The following is a 26,285-nucleotide window of genomic DNA, read 5'->3' as shown; positions in this document are numbered from 1 at the left end:
AAAGCTTCGGTCAATTGCTTTTTGCTTAATGTTGAATTTTTTACTTATGGAATAATTTGTTAAATAATTTCAAAGGAACCATAATCAGGGATTTCGATTTTATCCCCTATACGAAGCTTTCTTCCTCTCCTTTGATCCTGCTCTCCATTAACGAATACCTCATATTCACTTAAAAACCACTTCGCCATTCCACCTGTTTGGATTACATCCGCAGCCTTCAGGAATTGCCCTAAGGCAATATATTCAGTACTAATTTTTATTTTCGTCATCATTTCACTCTTTCTGCATCTAAAAATAGCTTCTAATACTTTATTCTACTAAATAACTGATTAATATTCAAAGGTAACATAATTAAAATAAAAAGCTACCCGCAAACGCACGAGCAGCTTTTAATTATATTTTAATATGTTCGAACTGGCAGAATTAATTGAAGTATCGAATCATCATTGATTGGACGTATGACAAAAGGTCTCATCGCCCCTGTAAAACTTATCGTAATTTCTGATCCTTCCAGTGTTTTTAATGCATCCATCATAAATTTAGCACTGAAAGAAATTTTTAATTCTTCCCCTTCAATCGATTGGCTTTGAAGTTCTTCAACTACATTACCAATTTCAGGAGTGTTCGAAGAAATTTCAATAATTCCATCTTGAATAGTTGTAAATTTAACAACATTATTTCTTCCTTCTCTAGCAAGCAGGGAAGCACGGTCAATAGCATGTAAGAAATCCTTTGTATTGACGACAATATTCGTCTTGCTTTCATTTGGAATTAATTTAGAAGTATCTGGGTAATTCCCCTCTAATAATCTTGAGAAAAACAAGAGATTCTTTGCTTTAAATAAAACTTGGTTTTCTGTAATAACAATATCAATTAAATCATTGTTGTCATCTAAGATTTTACTTAGTTCACCTAAGCTTTTTCCTGGAATAACCACATTATAGCTTTCATCCGCTTCTGTTTCAATTCTTGCTTTTCGTAATGCTAGACGATGACTATCTGTTGCAACACAGGTTAATTCACCATTTCCAACCTTCCAGTTTACACCTGTCAAGATGGGGCGTGTTTCTGAGGTGGACACTGAGAATACTGTTTGTCTAATCATAGCTTTTAATAAATCTGTTGGGATTTTAAAGATATTTTCTTCTTTAATTTGCGGCAAATGTGGATATTCATCAGCATCCAAGCCGTTTAGCTTAAATTCAGATTTTCCTGAACGGATAACAGTTTGCAATTGATTCTCGACATGAATCTCAACTGTATCTGTAGGCAATTTTTTTACAATCTCACTAAAGAATTTCGCTTGGAGAACGATCGCTCCTGGTTGTTTAATTTCTGCAATTTCGTCTCCAGCATCTTCTTTTGGGATAAAGGATTCAATTGAAATATCTGAATCACTGCCTGTTAATGTCACTCCGTCTGTAGTCGCAACAATTTTGATTCCCGTTAAAATAGGGATTGTTGTTCTGCTTGTCACAGCTTTCATAACATCTTGAACACTTTGAACCAAACGATCCCGTTGGATTATGAATCTCATTTTTTTAATCCTCCGATATAATTTTTTTATGGTGTATATTTATATATTTTCTTTTAAAAAAATAATAGAAGTACTAGTAGGTCTTGTTGATATGTGGATAACTCTGTTTATTGAATGGAAACACAGCCTATCCACATGTGGACAGACTGTGTGTAAGCGGAATAGAGTTATTCACATTATACCTTTAGAATTTCATGAATTTCACGCAGCTGCTTCTGGAACTGAGTATCCGTTTGGACTAGTTTAGAAATTTTCTCATGTGCATGAATAACTGTTGTATGATCTCTTCCTCCGAATTCTTCTCCAATCTTAGGCAGTGAAAAATCCGTTAATTCTCTTGATAGATACATAGCAATTTGTCGAGGGAAAGCAACTGATTTCGTTCTTTTCTTTGCCTTAAAGTCCTCAAGCTTTACATTATAATGCTCTCCTACAACTCTCTGAATATCATGAATGGTAATTACTTTCGGCTTGGAGCTAGGAATGATATCTTTCAGCGCTTCAGCGGCTAAATCAGCATTAATATCTTTATTTATTAAGGAGGAGTAAGCTACAACTCGTATAAGTGCTCCTTCTAATTCACGGATATTGGAATCGATTTGATTGGCTATATACAGCATCACTTCATTCGGAATATCCAGTCCTTCAGCCTTAGCCTTTTTGCGGAGAATAGCAATTCTTGTTTCAAGATCTGGAGGAGTAATATCAGTAATAAGACCCCACTCAAATCGGGAACGAAGACGGTCTTCAAGTGTTGGAATTTCCTTTGGCGGCCGGTCACTTGAAATGACAATTTGTTTGCTTTCTTCGTGCAATGTATTAAAAGTATGGAAAAATTCCTCTTGTGTAGATTCTTTTCCGGCTAAAAATTGAATATCATCAATTAATAGAACATCAACTTTACGATATTTATTACGGAAATCAATCGCTTTATTATCACGAATGGAGTTAATAAATTCGTTTGTAAATTTTTCTGATGATAAATAAACAACCTTAGCAGACGGATTATGATCTAAAACATAGTGTCCAATTGCGTGCATTAGATGTGTCTTCCCTAATCCTACACCACCGTAAATAAATAAAGGGTTATAAGCTTTTGCTGGTGCTTCAGCTACAGCAAGAGAAGCCGCATGCGCAAACCGATTACCTGAACCAATAACAAAAGTATCAAATGTATTCTTCTGATTAAGCATAATGGAAGGTATTTCTGGCTGCTCTTCTTCCTTCTTTGCTCTTTTTGGCGGATTAGGAAGATCCATATCATTTTCCGTTTGATTTTGCGGGATAATAAACTTTACTCCTAATTCTTCTCCAGTTATTTCATAGACAATTTCTGAGATCAGTTTGGAGTAACGTTCTTCAAGCCAATCACGGGCAAAATCATTTGGAACAGTAATGACTAAAGTATCGCCTTGAAGGGCGTGAGCTTTTGTTGATTTTAACCATGTTTCATAACTTGGTTTGCTTATTTTCTTCTCGATCTTAGCAAGAGCATTATTCCAAAGATCCGATATATTCTCCAACCAATGTCCCTCCTTTTGCCTTTTTGTTAAAGCTGCTAAATTCTGCATTAAAAATATAGGTTATACAAGTTGTACAACCTATATTTAGTGGTTTATGGATCCTTCTTCATCCTTGTTAGCCTATTAAATTAAAATCAATCAAAATTAAAATGTGGAAAAATATATAATAAGGAAGTAAAGTAGGGTTTCGACAATATCCACTACTTGTGGACAACGTTTTACAAACCGTTCGAATAAACTGTCCACAACATATCCACAATCTGTGGATAAAGAAGTTATGCACAATAAATTATTAAGAGTGAAAACACAATTATGATAACAGATAATACTAGGAGGTGCAACGGTTTTTCAGATATTATCCACAAGCATAACATATTGGGTATAAAAATTGTCCACATGACAGGATTATGTGAAAAAGCTGTCAATATGTGTTGTGGATAATGAAAAAACTGTCGAAATTTTATCCACAAGGCGGTGTAGCTATATTCCCTTGAAGAAATTTACTTTATTAAAATATAAATTTTAGAGTGACAGATAGCAGAAAAAAGGGTAAACTCTCCTAGTAGATCTTTTCAAATTTTAAACAAAGATGTTCAACTACTTTAATCAAGAGTTGACAATTTTCTAGTAGCATCTTTATAATAGTTAAGACTGTCTTTAGCAGCTATTCCTCAGGGAGGTGTCATATAATGAAAAGAACTTACCAACCAAGTAAGCGTAAAAGAAGCAAAGTTCATGGATTCCGTAGTCGTATGAGTACGCCTAACGGACGTAACGTACTTGCTCGTCGTCGTCGTAAAGGAAGAAAAGTATTATCTGCTTAGACCACTGAAACGTCAGTGGTCTTTTTTTCCATAATCATAGAATTTGTATTGGATTAAAGGTGGTGTAAATGACGATGAAAAAAGAGTATCGTGTAAAAAAAAATAAAGAATTTCAAGAGGCCTTTAAGAAAGGAAAGTCATTTGCAAATCGCCAATTTATTGTCTATTCGTTAAAAAAGCCAGGGCAAGAGCATTTTCGAATTGGTCTTTCAGTTAGTAAAAAAATAGGGAATGCGGTCACGCGAAATAAGATAAAAAGATATATCCGCCAGGCCTTTCACGAAATGGAGAATGAAGTACATAGCCAATTTGATTATATTATTATCGCTAGAAAACCTGTTGCTGAGATGGGATTAGAGGAAATTAAAAAAAGTCTGACCCATGTATTAAAGCTTTCTAGGGTTTTGAAAAAACAAAAATCTGGCAATAATGTACAACAGAATTTTCGACCAAATAATAACTGATGAGCTTTAATGGCATGGTAATTTTAAAGACATGAGTTAGTAAAAATGTTAAAATATATGCAAGTCTGTGTTTTATGCATGGAAAAAAATAAATATAATTATTTTCTAAGCAGTTAGGAGGAAAAAACGTTTGAAAAAAAGAGTATTTCTGGTAATCGGCTTAATTTTCGTGATCGCATTATTATCGGGGTGTACGGAGATTAAACAGCCAATTACTTCAGAGAGTGAAGGCTTTTGGAATGAGTACATAGTGTATCCGCTTTCACTGTTTATCATTAAAGTTGCAGAATTTGCAGGTGGCAGCTTTGGATTATCCATCATCCTAGTTACAATTATCATTCGCTTATTCTTGCTGCCACTTATGATTAAACAGACGAAAAGCTCAAAAGCAATGCAGGCAATTCAACCTGAAATGCAAAAGCTAAGAGAGAAATACAGCTCGAAAGATCAAAAGACACAGCAAAAGCTGCAGCAGGAAACAATGGCTTTATTCCAGCAGCATGGTGTTAATCCGCTAGCGGGATGTTTTCCATTAATAATTCAAATGCCAATCTTAATTGGTTTTTATCATGCAATTACTCGTACGCGAGAAATTGCCGATCATAATTTCCTATGGTTTGATCTCGGTGCCCCTGATCCCATTTATTTATTGCCATTAATTGCAGGAGCAACAACATTTATTCAGCAAAAAATGATGATGGCTGGAACAGCGAATCAAAATCCGCAAATGGCAATGATGCTATGGTTGATGCCGATCATGATTATTGTCTTTGCGATTAACTTCCCAGCTGCTCTTTCATTATACTGGGTTGTAGGAAATATCTTTATGATTGTTCAAACGTATTTTATTAAAGGACCGGAGCTTAAGAATGCGAAGGCAACCGGTAATGCAGGAGGAGCAAAAAAGTGAAACAAGTAACTGCTACGGGGACTACAGTCGAGGAAGCAGTAAAGTCGGCACTCGCTCAATTACAAACGACAGAAGAGCGCGTAGAGATTACAATTGTTGATGAAGGAAAAAAAGGTGTTTTCGGTATTTTTGGCGCTAGACCTGCAATTGTGAAAGCTGTTTTGAAGCAAGATCCAATCGAGGAAGCAAAGAAGTTTTTGTTGGATATTAGTGAAAAAATGGGTGCTCCAATTGCGATAGAAGTTGTTGGCGAAGGACGAAATATCCAATTTGTTCTAACTGGAGAAAAGATTGCTCTTTTAATTGGAAAAAGGGGTCAAACGTTAAACTCGTTACAATATTTAACACAGCTTGTCATCAATCGATACTCAGATCAATATATAAATATTTTACTTGATGCAGAAGATTATCGAAAGAGACGTAACGATACCCTTACACAATTAGCCGAGCGTTTAGCACAAAAGGCGTTAAGAACAGGTCAAAATGTCGCATTAGAACCGATGCCTTCATACGAACGAAAAGTAATCCATGCAGCTCTAGCAGAAAATAAGCGAGTAAAAACATATTCAAGCGGCAATGACCCGCATCGTCATCTTGTTATTTCACCAATAAAGTAGAAAAGCGAAAGTGGCTTGGTCACCCCCGACAAGCATAAGACCAGTCGGCTGAAAGGTTGCCTTTTTAACCTTTTGGACGGATGGGCTTATGACCTCGAGGGGGTAGCCGCTGGAGCTAGACAAATAGAAAAGCTGCTGGAGATAGACAACAAAAGAAGCGGCTTTGACTCCCAATCAATGAATTGGGAGTTTTTTTTTGTGCCTATTTTTATATGAAAATCGCCAGAATAGGAATTATCAAATGGTTTTATTGTTATTCACATGTGGATAAGTTAAAATAAAGCATAATAAATTTAATGTATGTGGATAAAAGGAATAGAGAATTTGAAAGACAAGACTTGTGGATAATTGTGATAAGGGGTACGCCATTCTTTTCTTAAAAATAGGCATGTGCTATTCTATTTATTTGGGATAAACGGATTTTGGTAAGGCAGTAAGTGAGGTGGATTTTAAATGGAATTTGATACAATTGCGGCTATTTCTACACCGATGGGTGAAGGAGCGATTGCCATTGTACGATTAAGTGGAGATCAGGCAATTGCTATTGCAGATAAATTATTCAAGGGGATAGGCGGAAAAAGGTTAAAAACAGTCTCCTCCCATACGATCCATTATGGTCAAATTATTGACCCAAAAACGGAACAAGTAGCGGAAGAAGTAATGGTATCCGTGATGAAGGGTCCAAAGACCTTTACGAAAGAGGATGTTGTTGAAATAAATTGTCACGGAGGCTTAGTTTCTGTTAATCGGGTGCTCCAGTTGTTATTAACGAATGGGGCAAGACTTGCAGAGCCTGGGGAATTTACAAAACGGGCATTTTTAAACGGGCGGATTGATTTATCTCAAGCCGAAGCGGTTATGGATTTAATTCGTGCTAAAACGGATCGTGCGATGAATTTAGCTTTAGGTCAAATGGAAGGGCGATTGTCGAAGCTTATTCGGAAGCTTCGTCAAGAAATATTAGAAACATTAGCTCACGTTGAAGTGAACATCGATTATCCTGAATATGATGATGTGGAGGAAATGTCACATCGAATGTTGTTAGAAAAGGGGTCCTATGTAAAAGAGGAGATTGAGAAACTGCTTCGTACTTCCCAGCAGGGGAAAATTTTGCGGGAAGGGCTTTCTACTGTTATCGTTGGTCGTCCTAATGTAGGGAAGTCCTCATTACTGAACAGTCTTGTGCATGAAAATAAGGCAATTGTTACGGATATTCCTGGTACAACAAGAGATGTAATTGAAGAGTATGTTAATGTTCGCGGGGTCCCGCTGCGATTATTAGATACTGCAGGGATTCGGGAAACAGAGGATATTGTGGAACGTATCGGTGTGGAAAGATCACGGCAAGTATTAAAAGAAGCGGATCTTATTTTACTCGTTCTAAATTACTCAGATGAATGTACGAAAGAAGATGAAAATTTATTTAAAGCAGTGGAAGGCATGGATGTTATCGTGATCGTTAATAAAACAGACTTGCCTCAAGTGATAGACATGGACCAAGTCCATAAACTTTCAAAAAACCACAAGCTTGTTACGACTTCTTTATTAGAAGATAAAGGTGTGGATGAATTAGAGGAAGCGATCGCCTCATTATTTTTTGAAGGCTCCATTGAGGCGGGGGATTTGACCTATGTATCCAATACCCGTCATATTGCCCTGCTAAATCAAGCTTTACATTCGATTGAAGAAGCGATACAGGCTGTCGAAATGGGCACACCTATTGATATTGTCCAAATCGATTTAACAAGAACATGGGAACTGCTCGGTGAAATTATTGGAGATAGTGTCCATGAGAGCCTTATCGACCAGCTGTTTTCGCAATTTTGTTTAGGTAAATAAAGGTCATTTCTAAAAGCTCGTTATTTTAAAAATAGATTTATGTTTTATGTTTGAAAAAAGCTTAGTTGATTGGAGTGGAAGGTGCGAGACTCCTGCTCAGAGTAGTGAGACAGGTGAGACCCCACAGGCACAAAAGTGCCGAGGAGGCTCACCGCCCCCCGCGGAAAGCGAGCAACCTGGAGCAGAAATCAACCTCTACCAATTATTTGTTAATTAGCTACAATGTTTACGAAAATAGATAAAGTAAAAGAAGTAATAAAGGAGGCAGCATCATGCCATATGAAGCAGGAAATTATGATGTCATCGTTGTCGGCGCAGGTCATGCAGGCTGTGAAGCTGGCCTTGCATCAGCACGTATTGGTGCAAAGACATTAGTTGTGACAATCAACTTAGATATGATTGCCTTTATGCCATGTAATCCATCAGTTGGCGGACCGGCTAAAGGAATAGTGGTTCGGGAAATTGACGCATTAGGTGGGGAAATGGGAAAGGTAATTGATAAAACCCATATTCAAATGCGAATGTTGAATACAGGTAAAGGACCAGCTGTCCGTGCCTTAAGAGCACAAGCAGATAAATTCATGTATCAGCACGAAATGAAGAAAATTCTTGAAGAAGAAGAGAACTTGACACTTATTCAAGGAATGGTCGAAAGATTAATTGTAGAAGATGGTGTTTGCAAAGGTGTAGTGACTCAAACGGGTGCAGTCTATACGTCTAAAACAGTTATTATTACAACAGGTACCTTCCTAAGAGGAGAAATCATTTTAGGGGAATTGAAATATTCAAGCGGTCCGAACAATCAACAGCCGTCAATTAAGCTTTCCGAACATCTTCAGGAGCTTGGCTTTGATTTAGTCCGATTTAAAACAGGTACACCTCCTCGAGTAAACAGTCAAACCATTGATTATAGCAAAACGGAAATTCAGCCTGGTGATGAAACACCAAGAGCTTTTTCATACGAGACTACAAAGTATATTACAGATCAGCTGCCATGCTGGTTAACGTATACGAGTGAAGAAACGCATCAGATTATCAATAGCAATCTTCATCGATCACCGATGTATTCAGGAATGATTCAAGGAAAAGGTCCGCGTTATTGTCCATCCATTGAAGATAAGGTTGTTCGTTTCAATGATAAGCCTCGTCATCAGATTTTCTTGGAGCCTGAAGGAAGAAATACACAGGAAGTATATGTTCAAGGTCTTTCTACGAGCTTACCTGAGGAAGTTCAGCATCGGCTAATTAGAAGTGTGCCTGGCTTAGAAAATGCACAAATGATGCGTGCTGGGTATGCTATTGAATACGATGCAATTGTGCCAACACAGCTATGGCCTACATTGGAAACAAAGCAAGTAAAAAACTTATTTACAGCTGGTCAAATTAATGGAACGTCAGGTTATGAAGAAGCAGCGGGACAAGGTCTAATGGCAGGAATGAATGCTGGTTTAAAAGCACTTGGAAAAGAAGAGGTTATTTTAAGCCGCTCGGATGCTTATATTGGCGTTATGATCGATGACCTTATCACAAAGGGAACATCTGAGCCGTACCGCCTGCTTACTTCACGTGCGGAATATCGTTTATTGCTGCGCCATGATAATGCCGACTTACGCTTAACAGAGCTTGGCTATTCAATTGGTCTTATTAAAGAAGAACGTTACCAAACATTCTTAGCAAAAAAGCAATCAATTGAAGGAGAAATTAAAAGACTTCAAAAAACAATGATTAAGCCAACTGCAGAAGTTCAAGAATTAATTCACAGTCTAGGCGGAAGTGAATTAAAGGATGGGATCAGGGCTTCTGATCTATTAAAACGCCCTGAAATGACGTATGAGCATATTCAAAAGCTTGTACCTAGTGAAGAGCTGCTAAATCCCGATGTTGAAGAACAAGCAGAAATTCAAATTAAGTATGAGGGATATATTGAAAAATCCCTTCAGCAAGTTGAGCGTTTAAAAAAGATGGAAGATAAGAAAATTCCAGAGAATATCGATTATGATGCAATTAACGGACTTGCCACAGAAGCGAAGTATAATTTAAAAGAAGTACAGCCTTTATCCATTGCACAGGCTTCAAGGATTTCTGGTGTAAATCCAGCAGATATTTCAATTTTGCTGATTTATATCGAGCAGGGGCGAATCGCAAGAGTTTCAAACGAATAGAGCGAGACAATTGGAAAGGACTAGGCGATGAATACAGAACAATTTATTGATATGCTGAGTGCGAAGGGGATATCACTTTCGCCTCAGCAGCTTCAGCAATATGAAACATATTATTCTACATTAGTGGAATGGAACGAAAAAATGAACTTAACGGCTATTACTGACAAGCCTGAGGTGTATTTAAAGCATTTTTATGATTCGATTACTGCTGCTTTTTATTTTGACTTCAAGCAGCCAATACATATTTGTGATGTAGGCGCCGGGGCAGGATTTCCAAGCTTGCCAATTAAAATTGCTTTTCCGGAACTGCATGTTACCATTGTCGATTCATTAAATAAACGAATTGGATTTTTAGAGCATCTCTCAAAGCAATTGGGCTTGAAGAATGTGCAATTTGTCCATGATCGTGCGGAAACCTTCGGCCAAAAAAAGGAGCATCGTGAAGCTTATGATGTAGTTACTGCACGTGCAGTAGCACGACTGTCCGTACTTAGTGAACTATGCTTGCCGCTTGTTAAAGTCGGTGGTACTTTCGTAGCTATGAAGGGGGCAAGTGCAAAAGAGGAATTGGATGCTGGGAAAAAGGCGATTGCTGTCCTAGGCGGTAAACTTGATCAATCCTATTCCTTCACACTTCCTCAAGAAGAAAGCGAACGGAATATTTTAATTATCAAAAAAGAAAAATCGACTCCGAAAAAGTACCCTAGAAAGCCAGGGACACCGAATAAAACACCAATTGAATAATGTTACTTTTTTCATAGAAATATGGCATAATGAATGGGTTAATACAATAGCTCTCTGTAAAAGTAAATATATTAGATAACTTAATGAGGAACAGAAATGTTCACAATTGCAGTGCGAAAAAACAAGTTAACATGGTTTTCGGAAGGACTTGTCATTTTTATAGAGAATATGTAATAGGGAGTTTCGTAAAGGTGGTGCAGGGTGATGAAGCATTCTTTCTCACGCTTTTTTGGCCTAGGCGAAAAGGGAGAACAAGTAGAAGCGGAAAAGATTGAAGAACAAGTGGATATAGAGAGGATTGGGGAATTTGAAGAGGTAAAGAAAATCCCCATTGACCTAATTGTTCCTAACCGTTTTCAGCCAAGAACGGTATTTGATGATGATCGAATTGAGGAACTGTCACGAACCATTCATACACACGGCATTATTCAACCGATTGTTGTAAGAGAATTCGAAAATGGCCAGTTTGAAATTATTGCTGGTGAACGTAGATGGCGAGCAATGAAAAAGCTTGGCTGGGATGAAGTTCCAGCTATTGTAAAAAATTTAAATGATACAGAAACAGCTTCTGTCGCATTAATAGAAAATCTTCAAAGAGAAGAATTATCCCCAATTGAAGAAGCTGTAGCATACGGAAAGCTGCTAGAATTGCATAATCTAACGCAAGAGGCATTAGCCCAGCGTTTAGGCAAAGGTCAGTCTACAGTTGCTAATAAACTTAGACTATTAAAGCTCCCTCAACCTGTTCAGGATGCCTTGTTAAGCAAGGCAATTACAGAACGTCATGCACGTTCTTTGATCCCACTAAAGAATCCTGAAAAACAAGTGAAATTGCTTGAAGAAATTATCGAAAAAAATCTAAATGTTAAGCAGACAGAGGATCGTGTCGTCAGGCTTCTTGAACAAAATAATTCAAAGCCTAAGCCGAAAATAAAAGCTTTCAGTAAGGATATGCGAATTGCGGTCAATACAATTCGTCAATCGTTGTCAATGGTATCTGATAGTGGAATTAATCTAGATTCCAAAGAAGAGGAATTTGATGAGTTTTACCAAATCACAATAAAAATCCCGAAAAAGAAATAGCTTTCATACATTATTGATACGAATAAGTATATGGCCTGTGGGGTATGCGTTTAGAACTTTGATCGTTCTTTTGGATCACTTTCGAAAACGTGTGCACTACAGGCTTTTACACATCTACATTTTTCCTTCTCCATATTTTTAACAAAAAGAATATTCTCTATCCTTTTTCATGTTAAAATAGATTACGTGATTGCCATTTTCCGATAATGGCAGTTTATCCATTTTCAAACGTTGATATTTTTCATATATATATGCTTTAAAACCTTAATTAGAAGATGAAGGTAGGTGATATCGTGGGCAAAGTCATTGCAATTGCGAATCAAAAGGGCGGAGTCGGCAAAACGACTACTTCAGTAAATCTTGGTGCATGCTTGGCATACATAGGCAAGAAGGTCTTGATCGTTGATATTGATCCGCAAGGGAATGCTACGAGTGGTGTTGGGATTGAAAAAGCAGATGTTGAACAATGTATTTATGATGTGCTAGTAGATGATGTAGAAGCTTCTAAAGTGATTATGGCAACTTCTGTTGAAAATCTTTATGCGATTCCAGCGACCATTCAGTTAGCAGGTGCAGAAATTGAGTTAGTGCCGACGATTTCCAGAGAAGTGAGGTTAAAGAGGGCATTGGAAGAGATAAAGGAAGACTATGATTATATCATCATTGACTGTCCTCCCTCATTAGGTTTGCTTACACTAAACTCATTGACTGCTTCGGATGCAGTCATCATTCCAGTTCAGTGCGAATATTACGCATTGGAAGGATTAAGTCAGCTATTAAATACTGTCCGCCTCGTTCAAAAACACTTAAATCATGAATTGAAGATTGAGGGTGTTTTATTAACGATGCTTGATGCACGGACAAATTTAGGATTGCAAGTCATTGAAGAAGTGAAAAAGTATTTTCAAGATAAAGTGTATAAAACAATTATTCCTCGAAATATCCGTTTAAGTGAAGCACCAAGCCATGGTGAGCCAATTATTACGTATGATCCTAAATCCCGTGGAGCAGAAGTATATATCGATTTGGCAAAGGAAGTGGTTTCGAATGGCTAAAGGCTTAGGAAAAGGACTAAATGCTTTTTTTACAAACATGGAAACCGTGAAGGAAGAAACGGTTCAAGAGGTCCGAACGAAAGAGCTGCGGCCCAATCCTTATCAGCCTCGAAAAGTATTTGACAAGGAAGCAATTGAAGAGCTTAAGCAATCAATTATAGAACATGGTATTCTTCAGCCAATCATTGTACGCAAAAGTATTAAAGGATATGAAATTGTTGTTGGTGAAAGACGTTTCCGAGCAGCAAAGGAAGCGAAGCTCGAAACGGTTCCTGTAGTTGTAAGAGAATTAAATGAACAGCAAATGATGGAGCTTGCTGTGTTAGAGAACTTACAGCGCGAGGATTTATCTCCAATTGAAGAAGGGGCAGCCTATCAGCTTTTAATGGAAAAGCTCAAGCTAACACAAGAGGAGCTGGCAAAGCGTCTTGGAAAAAGCAGGCCACACATTGCTAACCATATTCGACTGTTATCCCTTCCACCGAAAATACAGGCTCTTATTTCAGAAGGGGAAATTTCCATGGGGCATGGCCGGGCACTTTTAGGTTTAAGAAACAAGGACAAGATCCAGGCGGTTGTAGAAAAAACAATGAAGGATCACTTAAATGTCCGACAGCTTGAACAGCTTATTCAACAGCTGAATGATGTTCCACGTGAAACAAAGAAACCTGTTCAACAAAAGGATATTTTTATTAAAGAACGGGAGTCTTCCTTACGTGACCGATTTGGCACAACTGTTACGATTAAGCAATCAAAGAATAAAGGGAAAATTGAAATAGAGTTCTTTTCAAAGGAAGATTTAGAACGAATTATAGAATTGATAGAGAAGAAGTAATTCTTGTAAACCATCATATCGATGGTTTTTTCTTTGACGATTTTTCTTTAGAAAAAGCTTAAATTTTAAAAAAGGGTTGTAAAGAGTGCTCGATACATGATAGTGTATTTTAAAAATATTCGATTTTCGAAATAGACTGAATAAGGTGAAGAAGATGTTTCTACTAGGCACACTTGTCAACGGATTATTGATTATCATTGGAACATTAATAGGTAAGCGGCTTAATCGAATTCCTGAGAATATGAAGGGAACCGTCATGTATGCAATTGGGCTCGCTGTTATGGTTCTCGGTCTGCAAATGGGTTTAAAAGGTGAAAATTTTTTAATTGTAATCCTTAGTCTCGTTTTTGGTGCAGTAATTGGCGAATACTTTGCTTTAGAGGATAAATTGAACGCGCTCGGAAACTGGCTAGAAAAAAAGCTTGGTTCGAGTGATCAAGGCAGTATCTCACAGGGGTTTGTAACAGCTACCTTAATATTTGTCATCGGTGCCATGGCTATTATTGGTGCATTAGACAGCGGGATAAGAGGCGACCATGATGTTCTGTATACGAAATCAATTATTGATGGATTTACTGCATTAATATTAGCAACAACACTTGGGATTGGCGTTCTTTTCTCTGCGTTCCCTGTGGTTATTTATCAAGGACTAATTGCCCTTTTCGCCACGCAAATTGATCGGTTTGTACCAACAGAGCTAATGAATAGCTTTATTACGGAAATGACTGCTACAGGGGGAGTCATGATATTTGCTATAGGGTTGAATTTGGCAGGGATAACAAAAATTCGCGTGGCGAATTTACTCCCAGCTATTCTAGTAACAGGCTTAATTGTAACAATCGTTTATGTATATCGTTTGTATGTTTAGCAAATAGTGGAGAGGAACAGTTTCCTCTCCACTACTCGATTTATATCTTGCTGCCTTGAATGTCCTGTTCTTTGTCTGATTCCCATTTAAATGCAGAGATGATAGGATCGGACTCATATGTGAGGCTTGCTTTATAAATCCCGTTAGCAATCGTTTTAGCCATATTCAATACAAGATGAAGTCTTGTATTTTGCAAAACGAAAAACTCCATAAATCCGCTTACATTGACAATCCCTGTTATATGAATATGTCCGACTTCAGGAAGATCCTTATTTACACCTGCTCCAGGCTTTACAGGTCCTTCTCCTGCTTGAATGACTCCAACACTTTTTAAACGGCCTAAACAAGCATCAATTCCAATAATAAATGGGTTGAAATGCACCTTTTTAATTTCGTCCAATTTTTCAGCAAGATTGACTGCATGGACAGGATTTTCCAGTGTGCCATATACAAAAAAAGAGGATAGTCTTTTCTCTTCAAGCAATGTGCCGACAAGTGGTCCCAATGAATCACCGGTTGAGCGATCTGTCCCGATGCAGACAATGACAACTGGACGGCTAGTGACCCCAGCTGGCAATAGATGTTTAACTGCCTTTGCTAAATCTCCCGCCGCATTTGTCTCATCATATGGAATTCTCGCTGCACCGTCTTTTTTATCAAACAGATTATTTCGTAAATTCACTGGTTCCACCCCTTTTTCATAGATAAAAAAGCATATTCATAGGTGTTTTTATACACGCTTTTGATTAGTAGTAACAGTATACGGAAGATTTTAGTAATGTATACGTACCGATTAAATGAAAAATGGAATCCAGGTGAAAAGACCTGTGATTTATAAGAATATACAATTAATAGAAGGTAGCCTTTGATAATTTTGCTCATTTAAGCTTAAATAAAGTAAAAGAGCACTATGTTTGGGAGGGTTAGCAGTGGAGCAAAAGGAATTTAATTTAAATGATGTGGTTGAAATGAAAAAGGCACATCCATGCGGAACGAATCGCTGGAAAGTTATTCGGATGGGGGCAGATATCCGCATAAAATGTGAGGGATGTGCACATAGTGTGTTAATTCCCCGCAGAGAATTTGCACGTAAAATAAAAAAAATTCTTGTGAAAGGCGAGGAATAACATTCATCATGCATGGTTTTGGTGAGTGCTTGTCTTTTCCCCCTTATATCTCTATAATTGTGAAGGGTATTACCTGAATGAAACCATAGATTTTTAATAGATATTTTTTAATAGAGGAGTGGCAATAATGGCTTTAACAGCTGGGATTGTAGGATTGCCGAATGTTGGAAAGTCTACATTATTTAATGCAATTACCCAGGCGGGAGCAGAATCTGCAAACTATCCGTTCTGTACAATTGATCCGAATGTTGGAATCGTAGAGGTACCGGATGACCGCTTAAACAAATTAACAGAGCTTGTTCAACCTAAGAAAACAGTTCCTACTGCCTTTGAATTCACGGATATCGCTGGAATTGTAAAAGGGGCTAGTAAAGGTGAAGGACTAGGAAATAAATTCTTGTCACATATTCGTGAAGTTGACGCTATTTGTCAAGTTGTCCGCTGCTTTGCAGATGATAATATTACACATGTATCTGGAAAAGTAAATCCGATTGATGATATCGAGATTATTAACTTAGAGTTAATCTTAGCTGACTTAGAGACAGTTGATAAGCGCATCGCCCGTGTAGGAAAAATGGCGAAGCAAAAAGATAAAGAATCCATGTTTGAAATGGAGATTCTTGAAAAATTAAAGGAAGCGTTCGAAGCAGACAAGCCTGCGCGTACGGTTGAATTTACAGAAGAGCAGATGAAGGTGGCAAAAGGACTTCATTTGCTAACGATTAAACCTGTTCTTTATGTAGCAAATGTTGGCGAAGAAGATGTAGCTGATCCTTCTTCTAACGAATATGTAAAACAAGTGAGAGATTTTGCTGAAAAAGATAATGCGGAGGTCATTGTTATTTGCGCAAAGATTGAATCAGAAATTGCTGAGCTTGAAGGAGAAGAAAAGGAAATGTTTCTTCAAGAGCTTGGAATTGAAGAATCAGGTCTTGATCAGTTGATTCGTGCTGCATATAGTCTGCTTGGCTTAGCTACTTATTTTACAGCAGGTGTGCAGGAGGTTCGTGCATGGACGTTCCGTCAAGGAATGAAGGCCCCTCAATGTGCAGGCGTAATCCATTCTGATTTTGAAAAGGGCTTTATTCGTGCAGAGACTGTTTCCTATGACGATTTATTAACGGCTGGAAGTATGACAGCAGCAAAAGAAGCTGGAAAAGTACGTTTAGAAGGAAAAGAATATATCGTTAAAGATGGCGATGTCATGCATTTCCGATTCAATGTTTAATAGTGAATGAACTCTAAAACACTGTAGAATTCTATCTGCAGTGTTTTTTTTATGGGTTCAATTTTAAGAAAATAAATAATTTGTAGAATATTAAATTTATATTTGTTATGATTTTGTAAAACTAACATTTATTGGGGGTTTCTATGAGCGTAGCTAGAACATTTTTTAAAAATGTCGTTCTTTATGTATTGATCATTTTAGCCCTGATCTTGGTTGTATTGTTTCCGCGTAATCCTTCCATGGCTGTTAGTGGAAAAGCTATGACTGTGGAAATGGGATACAATTTTTCATGGAAAGAATATAAAAACAATATTTTCCAGTATTTCCGATCTGTCTGGATGGAAAAAAGTTTGGGAGATACACGCTATGAAAGAGTGACTGTAGAAGATGAGATTAAACGTTTTTTTCCAAATAGCTTAAAACTTATTATTCCTGCTTTCTTTTTAAGTCTTTGCTTAGGTATATGGAAGGGAGTTTTTGATTACAAAAATAAATTAAAGAGGAGAAACATATTTGGCAATGGATTGACATGGCTCCTGCAATCAATCCCTGATTTTTTCATTGTGGTTTGTCTTCAGTGGCTTGTCATCTTTATTTTTCCATCTTTACGTCTTTTTAGCCAGTTAAATTGGTATGGTTTTATCGTGCCTGCCCTATTAGTTTCCGTTTATCCGATGATGTATTTAGCTAGAATTACCTCAGCAGCTCTTTCGGATGAAGAGGGTCAATATTATATTCAAGTAGCAAAAGCTAAGGGAATTCCTATGAAAGATATCATTAACCGACATATTTTGCGCAATGGCTTAAAGAAAATTTTACCCCATATGACCTCATTGATGGTACATACTTTGTCAAGTCTTCTTATTGTTGAATATTTAATTGGATATGAAGGGATGGCTTATCGACTATTTACTGCACTTGACTTCAATCTATCCTTTAATATGGGCTCTTTAAATGGTTTTGAGCCAGGAGTCATTATTGGACTTGGTCTTTGCTTTTTGCTCATGGTCATCATGGCACAGGTGACAGGATTTATTATTAAGAGAAGTCTTCGGATTCCATAATGGGGTGGCTAAACTGAGAAATAACTATCTAATATTCGGAATCATTTTGGCGGGGATTTTAGCGTTTTTTACTATACTAGGACCTTTTCTTCCCTTTGTAGATAAAGAATTAAAGGGAGAGCGGATTACTTTTCCTGAACCAGGAAAAATCGAAATGGCACCTTTTCCGCCATCTGACAGGTTTCCTATTGGTTCAGACAGGGATGGCCGGGATTTATTAAGTTTGCTAGTAATAGGGGCAAAGGATACTTTCTTCCATATTTTTATGATTGTTATTATTCGATATTTAATTGCTATTCCTTTAGGCCTTCTTGGCTTGAAAAATAAAGGATTCTTTTCCTGGATCATTAAATGGTGGAATCAACTTTTTTCTAGTTTTCCAGTTGTGTTTACGACTGCTTTAATACTTTGTTTGCCCATTTTATTATTTAATGAGCAAAGATATTATTGGTCAATCCTTATTATTGCGCTTGTGGAGGTTGGAAGGGTAAGTTTCATTATCCAGCAGCAAGCTTATGTTCTTTCACAAAAAGCATTTATTGAGGCTGGAATTACAATTGGTGTCAAGCCAATTAGGATGATCATTTCTCATTATTTCCCGAACATCTTCCCAAGCATAGTAGTGAATTTTTTTATAGACGCAGGTCGTGTTGCGATATTAATTGGGCAACTAGCTATTATAAATATATTTATATCACAAGAGTTAATTCAGGTTAATTATGGTCAAAGCCAAATTTTTAATACAAGTGTGGACTGGGCAATCCTTATTAGGGAAGCACGAAAAGATGTGATTACAGCCATTTGGATTCCATTTTTCCCAATGCTATTGATTGTTCTATCAGCATTAACTTTTAATACCCTTGGAGAAGGACTGCGTAAGCATTTTAATCGGCATATGCAATAAAGTGAGATGCAGATATGTGCAAAACAAGGTGTCCGGCTGCTCTTCATAAAAGTTTTTGTATGTATGTAGGGCTTTCATTGCAAAAAACAATCTAATATGCTATACTTTCATCTTGTGAGTAATGAATAATTGCTCCTTGCCCGTATAGTCGGGCCGTTTAGACCAAAAGGAGGTGAAAGTGATGAGAAAGTACGAAATTATGTACATCATCCGCCCAAACATTGAAGATGAGGCTAAGAAAGTTCTTATTGAGCGTTTTAACACAATCTTAACTGATAATGGTGCGGAATTGACTGATTCTAAAGAGTGGGGTAAGCGTCGTTTAGCTTATGAAATCAATGATTTCCGCGATGGCTACTACCAATTAATACATGTGAATGCAGAAGCGAAAGCTGTAGATGAATTCACACGTTTAGCTAAGATCAACGAAGACATTATCCGTCAAATCGTTGTTAAAGACGAAAAATAATAGATATATTTACTAAAATGTTCCATGTGGAACAATGGTTGGAAGGAGTTGATTCTAATGATGAACCGTGTTGTTCTTGTCGGACGTTTGACAAAGGATCCAGAATTGCGGTATACCCCAAATGGAGTGCCGGTTGCAACTTTTACTCTTGCAGTAAATCGTACGTTTACGAATCAGCAAGGTGAACGAGAAGCGGACTTTATTAACTGTGTGATTTGGAGAAAGCCAGCAGAGAACGTAGCAAACTTTTTGAAAAAGGGAAGTCTTGCAGGTGTTGATGGGCGAATTCAAACGCGTAGTTATGAAGGCCAAGACGGAAAGCGCGTATATGTGACTGAAGTTCAGGCTGAAAGTGTTCAATTCTTAGAACCGCGCAATAGTAATAAAGGCGAAGGCGCTGGCTATGGCTCTCCTAGGGAACAGGATTTCCCATTTGGGAACAACAACAATCAGAATCAACAACCGCAGTACAACCGAGATAATCAGGGATATACACGTGTAGACAAAGATCCATTTGCCAATGACGGCCAAATTGATATTTCAGATGATGATCTACCGTTCTAACAGACCGATTATTTTATAACACAATATAAAGGAGGGAAATAACCATGGCTATGGGAGGACGTAGAGGAGGACGTGCAAAACGTCGTAAAGTTTGCTTTTTCACTGCAAACGGAATCACTCACATCGATTATAAAGATGTGGATCTTCTAAAAAAATTCATTTCAGAACGCGGTAAAATTTTACCACGTCGTGTAACTGGTACGAACGCTAAATACCAACGTAAGTTAACAACAGCTATTAAGCGTGCACGTACTATGGCATTACTGCCATATGTTTCAGGTGAATAACTTTTAAAAAGACATCGAATGAATCGATGTCTTTTTTTATGTCCAAAATTCACAACATTGGTAATTATTTTATTATGAGATTTACTATAAAAGTAGTAAAAGTATGTTGAATTATGTCGAAATAATGACTGATTAGTTATATTGGATGGAGTAAGGGGAGAAGAAATACAGGAATAATATACTGGGTCTAAAGGGGCATTATCTAACTAAATTTCGAGCAAACGATAGCTAGAATTAAATTAAAAATGGGGGAAAAATCTTGTTGAAATCTATAAAAGGCAAGCTTATTTTACTGATTTCTGTATTATTTATTGCTGTTCTTACCGCGGTTGGTTTTTTTGTATATCAGCAAACAGATCAAGAAATTGAAAAAGATGTAGTTGGCCAAACAAAGAGTATTGTTGCGGAAATGAATAATTCACTTCATTTATTTCTTGAAAAACATTCAATAAATATGCAGTTTTTATCACAATCTGGACGTGTAATCGATTATGTTAAGACGCATGGGGACGAAAAGGTAAATATTGAACTTGAAAAGGATTTTACCAATTTCCTGGATAAGAATAACGATGTTACTTCAATTTATGTAGCAAGTGCGAATAAAGACTTAAATATCATTCCAAAGGCAGATTTAGGAGCGGATTTCGATCCAACTTCCCGGGATTGGTATAAAAAAGCTGCTGCAAACCCTGATCAGGTAGTTTGGAGTGAACCTTATGAGGATGCGGCTACAAAGGAATATGTCGTGACAGCCTCGTATGCAGTAAAAGAAGGATCTAAAGTAATTGGTGTCATGGGTCTGGATATTAAACTTACAGATGTAACAAATATGATTAGCTCAGTCCGTATAGGATACAATGGATACCCATTTGTTTTTTCTCAACAGGGAACAGCAATCGTCCACCCTACAGAAAGAAGCAATAACTTGATGGATCTTTCATTTATTAAAGAAATGTATGAACATCCAAAAGGTGATGGCGTCATCAATTATGTGTATGAAGGGGCAAATAAAAAGTTAGTTTTTGATACTGTTTCTGGAACAGACTGGAAGGTGGGCGCAGCCTATTCTGATAAAGACTTGATGGTGACAGCTATAAAAATTAGAAATAGTATTGTTCTTATTTCTGTAATTGGCATAATTATTGCAATTGTAATTACGTATTTTGTTGCTATTGGATTGACAAAGCCTCTTGGATTACTTAAGAAGGCATTTAATCAAGTATCGAACGGTAATTTGATGGTGAAGGTAAATGTAACTTCCAAGGATGAAATTGGCGAATTAAGCGGTCATTTTAACACCATGGTGGAAAATATGAAATCGATCCTGACCGCAGTCAATTTATCTGTTAATAATGTAAAAGAATCAGCAGAAAGTTTAAGTGCTGTTTCTGAAGAAACAAATGCTTCTAGTGAGGAAATGGCTGCCGCTATTAATGAAATTGCTAAAGGCGCTACGCAATCTGCAGCAGAAGCGGAATCTGCGAATCATTTGTCTAATCAGTTAAGCACTCAAATTAATGATATTAGCGAAAAAGCTTCTGAGATGACTTCACTAGCGGAAAAAGCAGATGGCATCAATCAATCGGGAATCAAACAGATTGGTCATTTAAAAGGATCATTTACGACATCTAGGGAATACCTTGGTTCCATGGAAGAAGTAATCACTGACCTAGAGAATAAAATTGAAAAGATTGAAAAGGTGATGACCACCATTACGGAAATAAGCTCGCAAACCAATTTATTAGCTTTAAATGCTAGTATTGAAGCTGCTCGTGCAGGTGAGCATGGAAAGGGCTTTGCTGTTGTAGCTGAAGAAGTAAGGAAGCTTGCGGAGCAATCAGTTATAGCTACAGATGAAGTAAAGCTGACTATTACTGATATCCAAAACGGTGCTTTACAAGCCGTTGAATCGATGAATAAGACGAAAGAAACCTTTGATCAGCAATCTGAAGTGGTAAGTGAAACGGAGCAAAACTTCCAAAACATTTCAGGGCTTGTTGATAGAATGAGAAACTCCATCCTTTATATAAGCAATGAGATGATTCATCTTGCTGAAAGTAAAGAAGAAGTAGTAAGTGGCATTCATAGCATGGCAGCCATGGCTGAACAGGCAGCTGCATCTTGTGAGGAAGTAAGTGCTTCTACAGATGAACAGCTTCATGCACTTCAGTCAGTTGCTGCTTCAGCGGAACAATTAACGGAATTAAGTAATGAACTCAAAGATGTTGTTGAAAAGTTTAAAATTAATTAAAGTGAGAAAAGGGATATCATTGTATTGATATCCCTTTTCCATTAGAGCTAATTCATACTAAACCAAGCTGTGAAAACCACTCTGTGATTATATTTGTTCACCTGCAAAGTATCGCATGGTTGAATCTGACTATATTACTAGCTAAAATAGACTTTATGAGTGCCCATTTAGGGGGTGGAAATTTGAGAAATGCACATAAATTAACAGAAGGAGCACTTTGTTTAGCTGTTTTTGCTGTTTTAATTTTAATGACTATCTATATCCCAGTGTTAGGGATTGTTACGAACCTATTTTTAGCAGTCCCGTTTATCTTATTTGCGGCAAAGAATACACGGATCCATTCTTTAGTTTTTCTCATTGCTGCGATCATTCTGTCTATCTTAGTAGGGACGATTCTTTCGATCCCGCTTACGCTTTCTTATGGACTAGCGGGTCTTGTTATCGGGGATTTTATTCAAGGGAAAAAGAGTAGAATGTCTACTTTTGTTGCTGCTACACTAGTCTTTTTAATTACATTATTAGTACAATATGGCGCATCGGTTGTCTTTTTTAAGCTGAATTTAATTGAAGAATTTATTCAGGTGATGAAAGAATCCATTGATCAATCAGTGGCCATTGTTGAGGCTCTGGGACAAAAGGTCGATGGAACTGTTTTGGATAATTTTGATGCATTTATTAAAATGATTGAGACCTTGACCCCAAGTTTGTTCGTTATGACCTCTATCGTTGCTGTTTTATTGATTGAGTCGGTTTCCCTTCCAATTGTTAAAAGATTTGGAGTGATCCCACAGGAAAGACCACCTTTAAGAGAGCTTACTTTGCCAAAAAGTATCCTTTGGTACTATTTGGTTATCATGCTTGCTTCGCTTATTTTAAAACCTGAAGAGGGAGATTATTGGTATTTAGCCTTGGCTAATCTTTCATTTATACTTCAGCTATGTATGGTTATTCAAGGGCTGGCATTTTTATTTTATATTTGTCATATGAAAGGCATATCCAAAGCAGTTCCTATCATTGCAGCAGTCTTCACATTCTTTCCCCCAATTCTCCTTCCTATTGTTAGGATATTAGGTATAATTGACTTAGGGTTTGAATTAAGGAAAAGGTTAGAAAACAAAAATTGATAAACGAGTGTTCAAAAGGAAAATTCATCTTTTGAAAAACATCTAACACTACTGTTAGGGAGCTGAAAAGAATGCCATCTTATTTAGAAAAGCGGTCCATTCGCTATCCGATTTTTGGGTTGATGGGCATAACAGTGGTGCTTCTCGGATTATTAGCGTATTATAACTGGCTTTTGAGTATATTGGGAGTTATTCTCTCCTTTCCTCCTTTTTATTATATTTTTAAAGTGGATGCAGTGCAGAGGAAGGAAACAGAGGAATACATAACCACTCTATCTTACCGGGTAAAAAAAGTCGGTGAAGAGGCTTTGATGGAAATGCCGATTGGGATCATGCTGATTAATGATGAATATTTCATTGAATGGACCAATCCCTTTTTAGCGTCATGCTTTGATGAAGATACGTTAGTGGGAAGATCGCTTTATGATGTTGGGGATTTACTCATACCCTTAATTAAGCAGGAAGTGGAAACAGAAATCATTACTCTGCATGATCGGAAATTTCGAGTCATTTTAAAACTTGAAGAACGGCTGTTATACTTTTTCGATGTGACAGAACAAACAGAAATTGAAAAAATGTATCAGGAAGAAAGAACTGTGCTATCAATTATCTTCTTGGATAATTACGATGATTTGACACAAGGAATGGATGATCAGACGAGAAGCAGCATGAACAATGTTGTGACTTCCATTTTAAATAAGTGGGCAGTCGATAATGGTGTATTCTTAAAGAGAGTATCATCAGAAAGATTCATTGCTGTCTATAATGAGCAAATTCTTCAGCAGCTTGAAAAAGGGAAGTTTACCATTCTTGATGAGGTAAGAGAAACAACCTCAAAGCATAATATCCCTTTAACTTTAAGTATTGGTGTGGGAACAGGCGTATCATCTCTTCCTGAACTTGGCGTTCTTGCCCAGTCCAGTCTGGATTTAGCACTTGGAAGGGGCGGAGATCAAGTTGCCATAAAGCAGACGAATGGAAAAGTGAAATTTTTCGGAGGGAAAACAAATCCAGTCGAAAAAAGGACGAGGGTTCGTGCCCGAGTTATTGCCCATGCATTGAAGGAATTAATTACTGAAAGTGATAAAGTAATTATTATGGGACATAGAAATCCGGACATGGACGCGATTGGGGCAGCGATTGGTATTCAAAAGATTGCCGAAATGAATAAGCGTGATGGGTATATTGTTGTGAATTTCCAGGAAATTGATACAGGGATCCAGCGATTAATGACGGAAATACAAAAGAAAGAAGAATTATTTTCGAAGTTTATCAGTCCTGCACAAGCTCTGGAAATCGCGTCAGAGGATACTTTATTAGTAATCGTTGATACACATAAGCCTTCCATGGTGATTGAAGAAAAGCTTATTCATAGGCTTGAGCATGTTGTTGTTATTGACCATCATCGCCGTGCCGAGGAGTTTATTAAAAATCCTTTGCTTGTTTATATGGAGCCATACGCTTCTTCAACTGCGGAGCTTGTAACAGAGCTGCTTGAATATCAGCCAAAGAATGTAAAGGTTGAAATGCTTGAAGCAACTGCATTATTGGCGGGAATTATTGTGGATACGAAAAGCTTTTCATTAAGAACAGGTTCTCGGACGTTTGATGCAGCATCTTATTTGCGATCGCTTGGAGCGGATACTGTTCTTGTGCAGAAGTTTTTAAAAGAAGATGTAGAGACGTATATTAAACGCTCGAAAATTATTGAGAATGTATACTTTTATCGAGAGGGAATTGCCGTTGCAAAGGGGCAGCCTGATGAAGAGTATAGCCAGGTACTGATCGCGCAGACAGCTGATACCTTATTAACGATGGATGGAGTAATCGCCTCATTTGTTATCTCGAAAAGGTCAGAGTATACAGTGGGTGTGAGTGCGCGTTCGCTAGGCGATGTAAATGTTCAAGTCATAATGGAAAATCTGGAAGGCGGAGGGCATTTAACTAATGCAGCTACCCAGCTCTCAGATGTTTCATTAGATGAAGTGGAAGAACGTTTGCAAAATGTAATTGATGAATATATGGAAGGGAGAAAAAAGGTATGAAAGTTATATTTCTGAAAGACGTAAAAGGTAAAGGAAAAAAAGGCGAGGTAAAGAATGTTGCTGACGGGTATGCACAAAACTTTCTAATTAAACAAGGCTTAGCGGTAGAGGCAAATCAGGCAAATGTCAGCACATTAAATGCCCAAAAGAAAAAAGAAGAAAAACTTGCAGCTGAAGAGCTTGCAGATGCAAAGAAACTTAAGGAAGTAATGGATAAAATTACTTTAGAGTTCTCAACAAAAGCAGGTGAAGGCGGCCGTTTATTCGGTTCTATTACAAGCAAGCAGATTGCAGAAGAACTGCAAAAGGCTCATAATTTAAAAGTGGATAAGCGAAAAATTGAACTGCCTGATGCGATACGTACACTAGGCTATACAAAAGTGTCTGTTAAGCTTCACGCTGAAGTGGCAGCTACTCTAAATGTTCATGTAAAAGAAGCAAACTAAATTTGGAAGTTCCATTTACACATAAACATGATAAAATAGAAGAGTTGAAAAAATGTGATCGGTTTTCGCTGATCACATTTTTTCTAGGTGTTTGTATGTATGACGGTGCTTTATCTAAATGATAATTTTATAGATTTGATTAATAGATTTTAACTTTCAGTGCCCTGATCAAGGCGCTTTTCGTATTTAGAATTATCCAGCAGCAGCGCCTAGCCTCTCGAGGTCATAAGACAATCCTCTCAGAAAGGTAAAGAACACCTTTCCGGGAGGCTTGCCTTATGCTTGTCTGAGCTGAACACTAAGGAAAGCTCCTTT

General features: G+C 37.4%; 26 protein-coding genes. 22 read left to right on the top strand and 4 right to left on the bottom strand.

What is annotated here, in order from left to right:
• Positions 1–59 precede the first annotated feature (59 nt).
• From yaaA to dnaA, 3 genes are all read right to left on the bottom strand, one after another.
• Positions 60–272, bottom strand: a complete 213-nt coding sequence (gene yaaA, locus AN957_RS26475) for a S4 domain-containing protein YaaA (protein ID WP_053478300.1) — start codon at positions 270–272, stop codon at positions 60–62.
• A gap of 128 nt (positions 273–400) precedes the next feature.
• Positions 401–1,537, bottom strand: coding sequence for a DNA polymerase III subunit beta (gene dnaN / locus AN957_RS26470; protein WP_053478301.1), 1,137 nt, complete (start codon positions 1,535–1,537; stop codon positions 401–403).
• 176 nt (positions 1,538–1,713) lie between these two features.
• Positions 1,714–3,060, bottom strand: a complete 1,347-nt coding sequence (gene dnaA, locus AN957_RS26465) for a chromosomal replication initiator protein DnaA (RefSeq protein ID WP_053478302.1) — start codon at positions 3,058–3,060, stop codon at positions 1,714–1,716.
• 689 nt (positions 3,061–3,749) lie between these two features.
• Here dnaA and rpmH point away from each other — a divergent pair.
• The 11 genes from rpmH to AN957_RS26410 all read left to right on the top strand — a co-directional run bounded on the left by rpmH (position 3,750) and on the right by AN957_RS26410 (position 14,461).
• Complete coding sequence (rpmH, locus tag AN957_RS27280; RefSeq protein WP_053478303.1) at positions 3,750–3,884, top strand: 50S ribosomal protein L34; 135 nt, start codon at positions 3,750–3,752, stop codon at positions 3,882–3,884.
• A 74-nt stretch (positions 3,885–3,958) separates the two neighbouring features.
• Positions 3,959–4,348 carry a ribonuclease P protein component gene (gene rnpA, locus AN957_RS26460; protein ID WP_053478820.1) on the top strand — a complete coding sequence of 130 codons (390 nt, stop codon included), beginning with the start codon at positions 3,959–3,961 and terminating at the stop codon, positions 4,346–4,348.
• A gap of 130 nt (positions 4,349–4,478) precedes the next feature.
• A complete protein-coding gene (spoIIIJ, locus tag AN957_RS26455) occupies positions 4,479–5,258 on the top strand; it encodes a YidC family membrane integrase SpoIIIJ (protein ID WP_053478304.1) in 780 nt (259 codons plus the stop codon).
• Entirely contained in the window at positions 5,255–5,875 is a 621-nt protein-coding gene (jag, locus tag AN957_RS26450; RefSeq protein WP_053478305.1) for an RNA-binding cell elongation regulator Jag/EloR, read from the top strand. The genes spoIIIJ and jag overlap by 4 nt, the downstream gene beginning before the upstream one ends.
• Before the next feature lie 453 nt (positions 5,876–6,328).
• A complete protein-coding gene (gene mnmE, locus AN957_RS26440; RefSeq protein ID WP_053478307.1) occupies positions 6,329–7,714 on the top strand; it encodes a tRNA uridine-5-carboxymethylaminomethyl(34) synthesis GTPase MnmE in 1,386 nt (461 codons plus the stop codon).
• Between the two features lie 272 nt (positions 7,715–7,986).
• The gene (gene mnmG, locus AN957_RS26435) at positions 7,987–9,876 is read left to right on the top strand and encodes a tRNA uridine-5-carboxymethylaminomethyl(34) synthesis enzyme MnmG (RefSeq protein ID WP_056687021.1); all 1,890 of its coding nucleotides are present in this window, start codon (positions 7,987–7,989) and stop codon (positions 9,874–9,876) included.
• 27 nt (positions 9,877–9,903) lie between these two features.
• Entirely contained in the window at positions 9,904–10,620 is a 717-nt protein-coding gene (gene rsmG, locus AN957_RS26430; protein ID WP_053478309.1) for a 16S rRNA (guanine(527)-N(7))-methyltransferase RsmG, read from the top strand.
• 204 nt (positions 10,621–10,824) lie between these two features.
• Complete coding sequence (gene noc / locus AN957_RS26425) at positions 10,825–11,703, top strand: nucleoid occlusion protein (RefSeq protein WP_056687019.1); 879 nt, start codon at positions 10,825–10,827, stop codon at positions 11,701–11,703.
• 293 nt (positions 11,704–11,996) lie between these two features.
• A complete protein-coding gene (locus AN957_RS26420) occupies positions 11,997–12,758 on the top strand; it encodes a ParA family protein (protein WP_053478311.1) in 762 nt (253 codons plus the stop codon).
• A complete protein-coding gene (locus AN957_RS26415; RefSeq protein ID WP_053478312.1) occupies positions 12,751–13,593 on the top strand; it encodes a ParB/RepB/Spo0J family partition protein in 843 nt (280 codons plus the stop codon). Before AN957_RS26420 ends, AN957_RS26415 begins: the two co-directional genes overlap by 8 nt.
• 154 nt (positions 13,594–13,747) lie before the next feature.
• Positions 13,748–14,461: a DUF554 domain-containing protein gene (locus AN957_RS26410; RefSeq protein WP_053478313.1), complete on the top strand. Its 714-nt coding sequence runs from the start codon at positions 13,748–13,750 to the stop codon at positions 14,459–14,461.
• Positions 14,462–14,501: 40 nt separating this feature from the next.
• Here AN957_RS26410 and yyaC read toward each other — a convergent pair whose 3' ends face one another.
• Positions 14,502–15,143, bottom strand: coding sequence for a spore protease YyaC (yyaC, locus tag AN957_RS26405; protein WP_053478314.1), 642 nt, complete (start codon positions 15,141–15,143; stop codon positions 14,502–14,504).
• Positions 15,144–15,390: 247 nt separating this feature from the next.
• On the opposite strand from yyaC, the gene AN957_RS26400 reads away from it, so the two are divergent.
• The 11 genes from AN957_RS26400 (at position 15,391) to rplI (ending at position 25,970) form a co-directional block, all read left to right on the top strand.
• Positions 15,391–15,588: a DUF951 domain-containing protein gene (locus AN957_RS26400; RefSeq protein WP_053478315.1), complete on the top strand. Its 198-nt coding sequence runs from the start codon at positions 15,391–15,393 to the stop codon at positions 15,586–15,588.
• Between the two features lie 127 nt (positions 15,589–15,715).
• A complete protein-coding gene (gene ychF, locus AN957_RS26395; protein ID WP_056687015.1) occupies positions 15,716–16,816 on the top strand; it encodes a redox-regulated ATPase YchF in 1,101 nt (366 codons plus the stop codon).
• A gap of 143 nt (positions 16,817–16,959) precedes the next feature.
• Positions 16,960–17,880: an ABC transporter permease subunit gene (locus AN957_RS26390; protein WP_053478317.1), complete on the top strand. Its 921-nt coding sequence runs from the start codon at positions 16,960–16,962 to the stop codon at positions 17,878–17,880.
• A gap of 4 nt (positions 17,881–17,884) precedes the next feature.
• A complete protein-coding gene (locus AN957_RS26385; protein WP_082446776.1) occupies positions 17,885–18,784 on the top strand; it encodes an ABC transporter permease in 900 nt (299 codons plus the stop codon).
• A 181-nt stretch (positions 18,785–18,965) separates the two neighbouring features.
• Positions 18,966–19,253, top strand: a complete 288-nt coding sequence (rpsF, locus tag AN957_RS26380) for a 30S ribosomal protein S6 (RefSeq protein ID WP_056687012.1) — start codon at positions 18,966–18,968, stop codon at positions 19,251–19,253.
• 57 nt (positions 19,254–19,310) lie between these two features.
• Entirely contained in the window at positions 19,311–19,817 is a 507-nt protein-coding gene (gene ssb, locus AN957_RS26375) for a single-stranded DNA-binding protein (RefSeq protein WP_053478319.1), read from the top strand.
• Between the two features lie 50 nt (positions 19,818–19,867).
• Positions 19,868–20,104, top strand: a complete 237-nt coding sequence (gene rpsR / locus AN957_RS26370; protein WP_053478822.1) for a 30S ribosomal protein S18 — start codon at positions 19,868–19,870, stop codon at positions 20,102–20,104.
• A 259-nt stretch (positions 20,105–20,363) separates the two neighbouring features.
• Positions 20,364–22,355 (top strand): methyl-accepting chemotaxis protein, encoded by a 1,992-nt coding sequence (locus AN957_RS26365; protein ID WP_056687009.1) that lies wholly within the window; start codon positions 20,364–20,366, stop codon positions 22,353–22,355.
• Positions 22,356–22,537: 182 nt separating this feature from the next.
• Positions 22,538–23,479, top strand: coding sequence for a YybS family protein (locus tag AN957_RS26360; RefSeq protein WP_053478321.1), 942 nt, complete (start codon positions 22,538–22,540; stop codon positions 23,477–23,479).
• 71 nt (positions 23,480–23,550) lie between these two features.
• Positions 23,551–25,524, top strand: a complete 1,974-nt coding sequence (locus AN957_RS26355) for a DHH family phosphoesterase (RefSeq protein ID WP_053478322.1) — start codon at positions 23,551–23,553, stop codon at positions 25,522–25,524.
• On the top strand, positions 25,521–25,970 hold the full coding sequence (gene rplI, locus AN957_RS26350; protein WP_056687006.1) for a 50S ribosomal protein L9: 450 nt from the start codon (positions 25,521–25,523) through the stop codon (positions 25,968–25,970). Before AN957_RS26355 ends, rplI begins: the two co-directional genes overlap by 4 nt.
• The last annotated feature ends 315 nt before the right edge of the window (positions 25,971–26,285 follow it).

Source organism: Cytobacillus solani (genome assembly GCF_001420595.1).
Classification (GTDB): Bacteria; Bacillota; Bacilli; order Bacillales; family Cytobacillaceae; genus Cytobacillus; species Cytobacillus solani.
The sequence above is the reverse complement of the archived record's forward strand: the minus strand, read 5'-3'. Positions and strand labels throughout refer to the sequence as shown.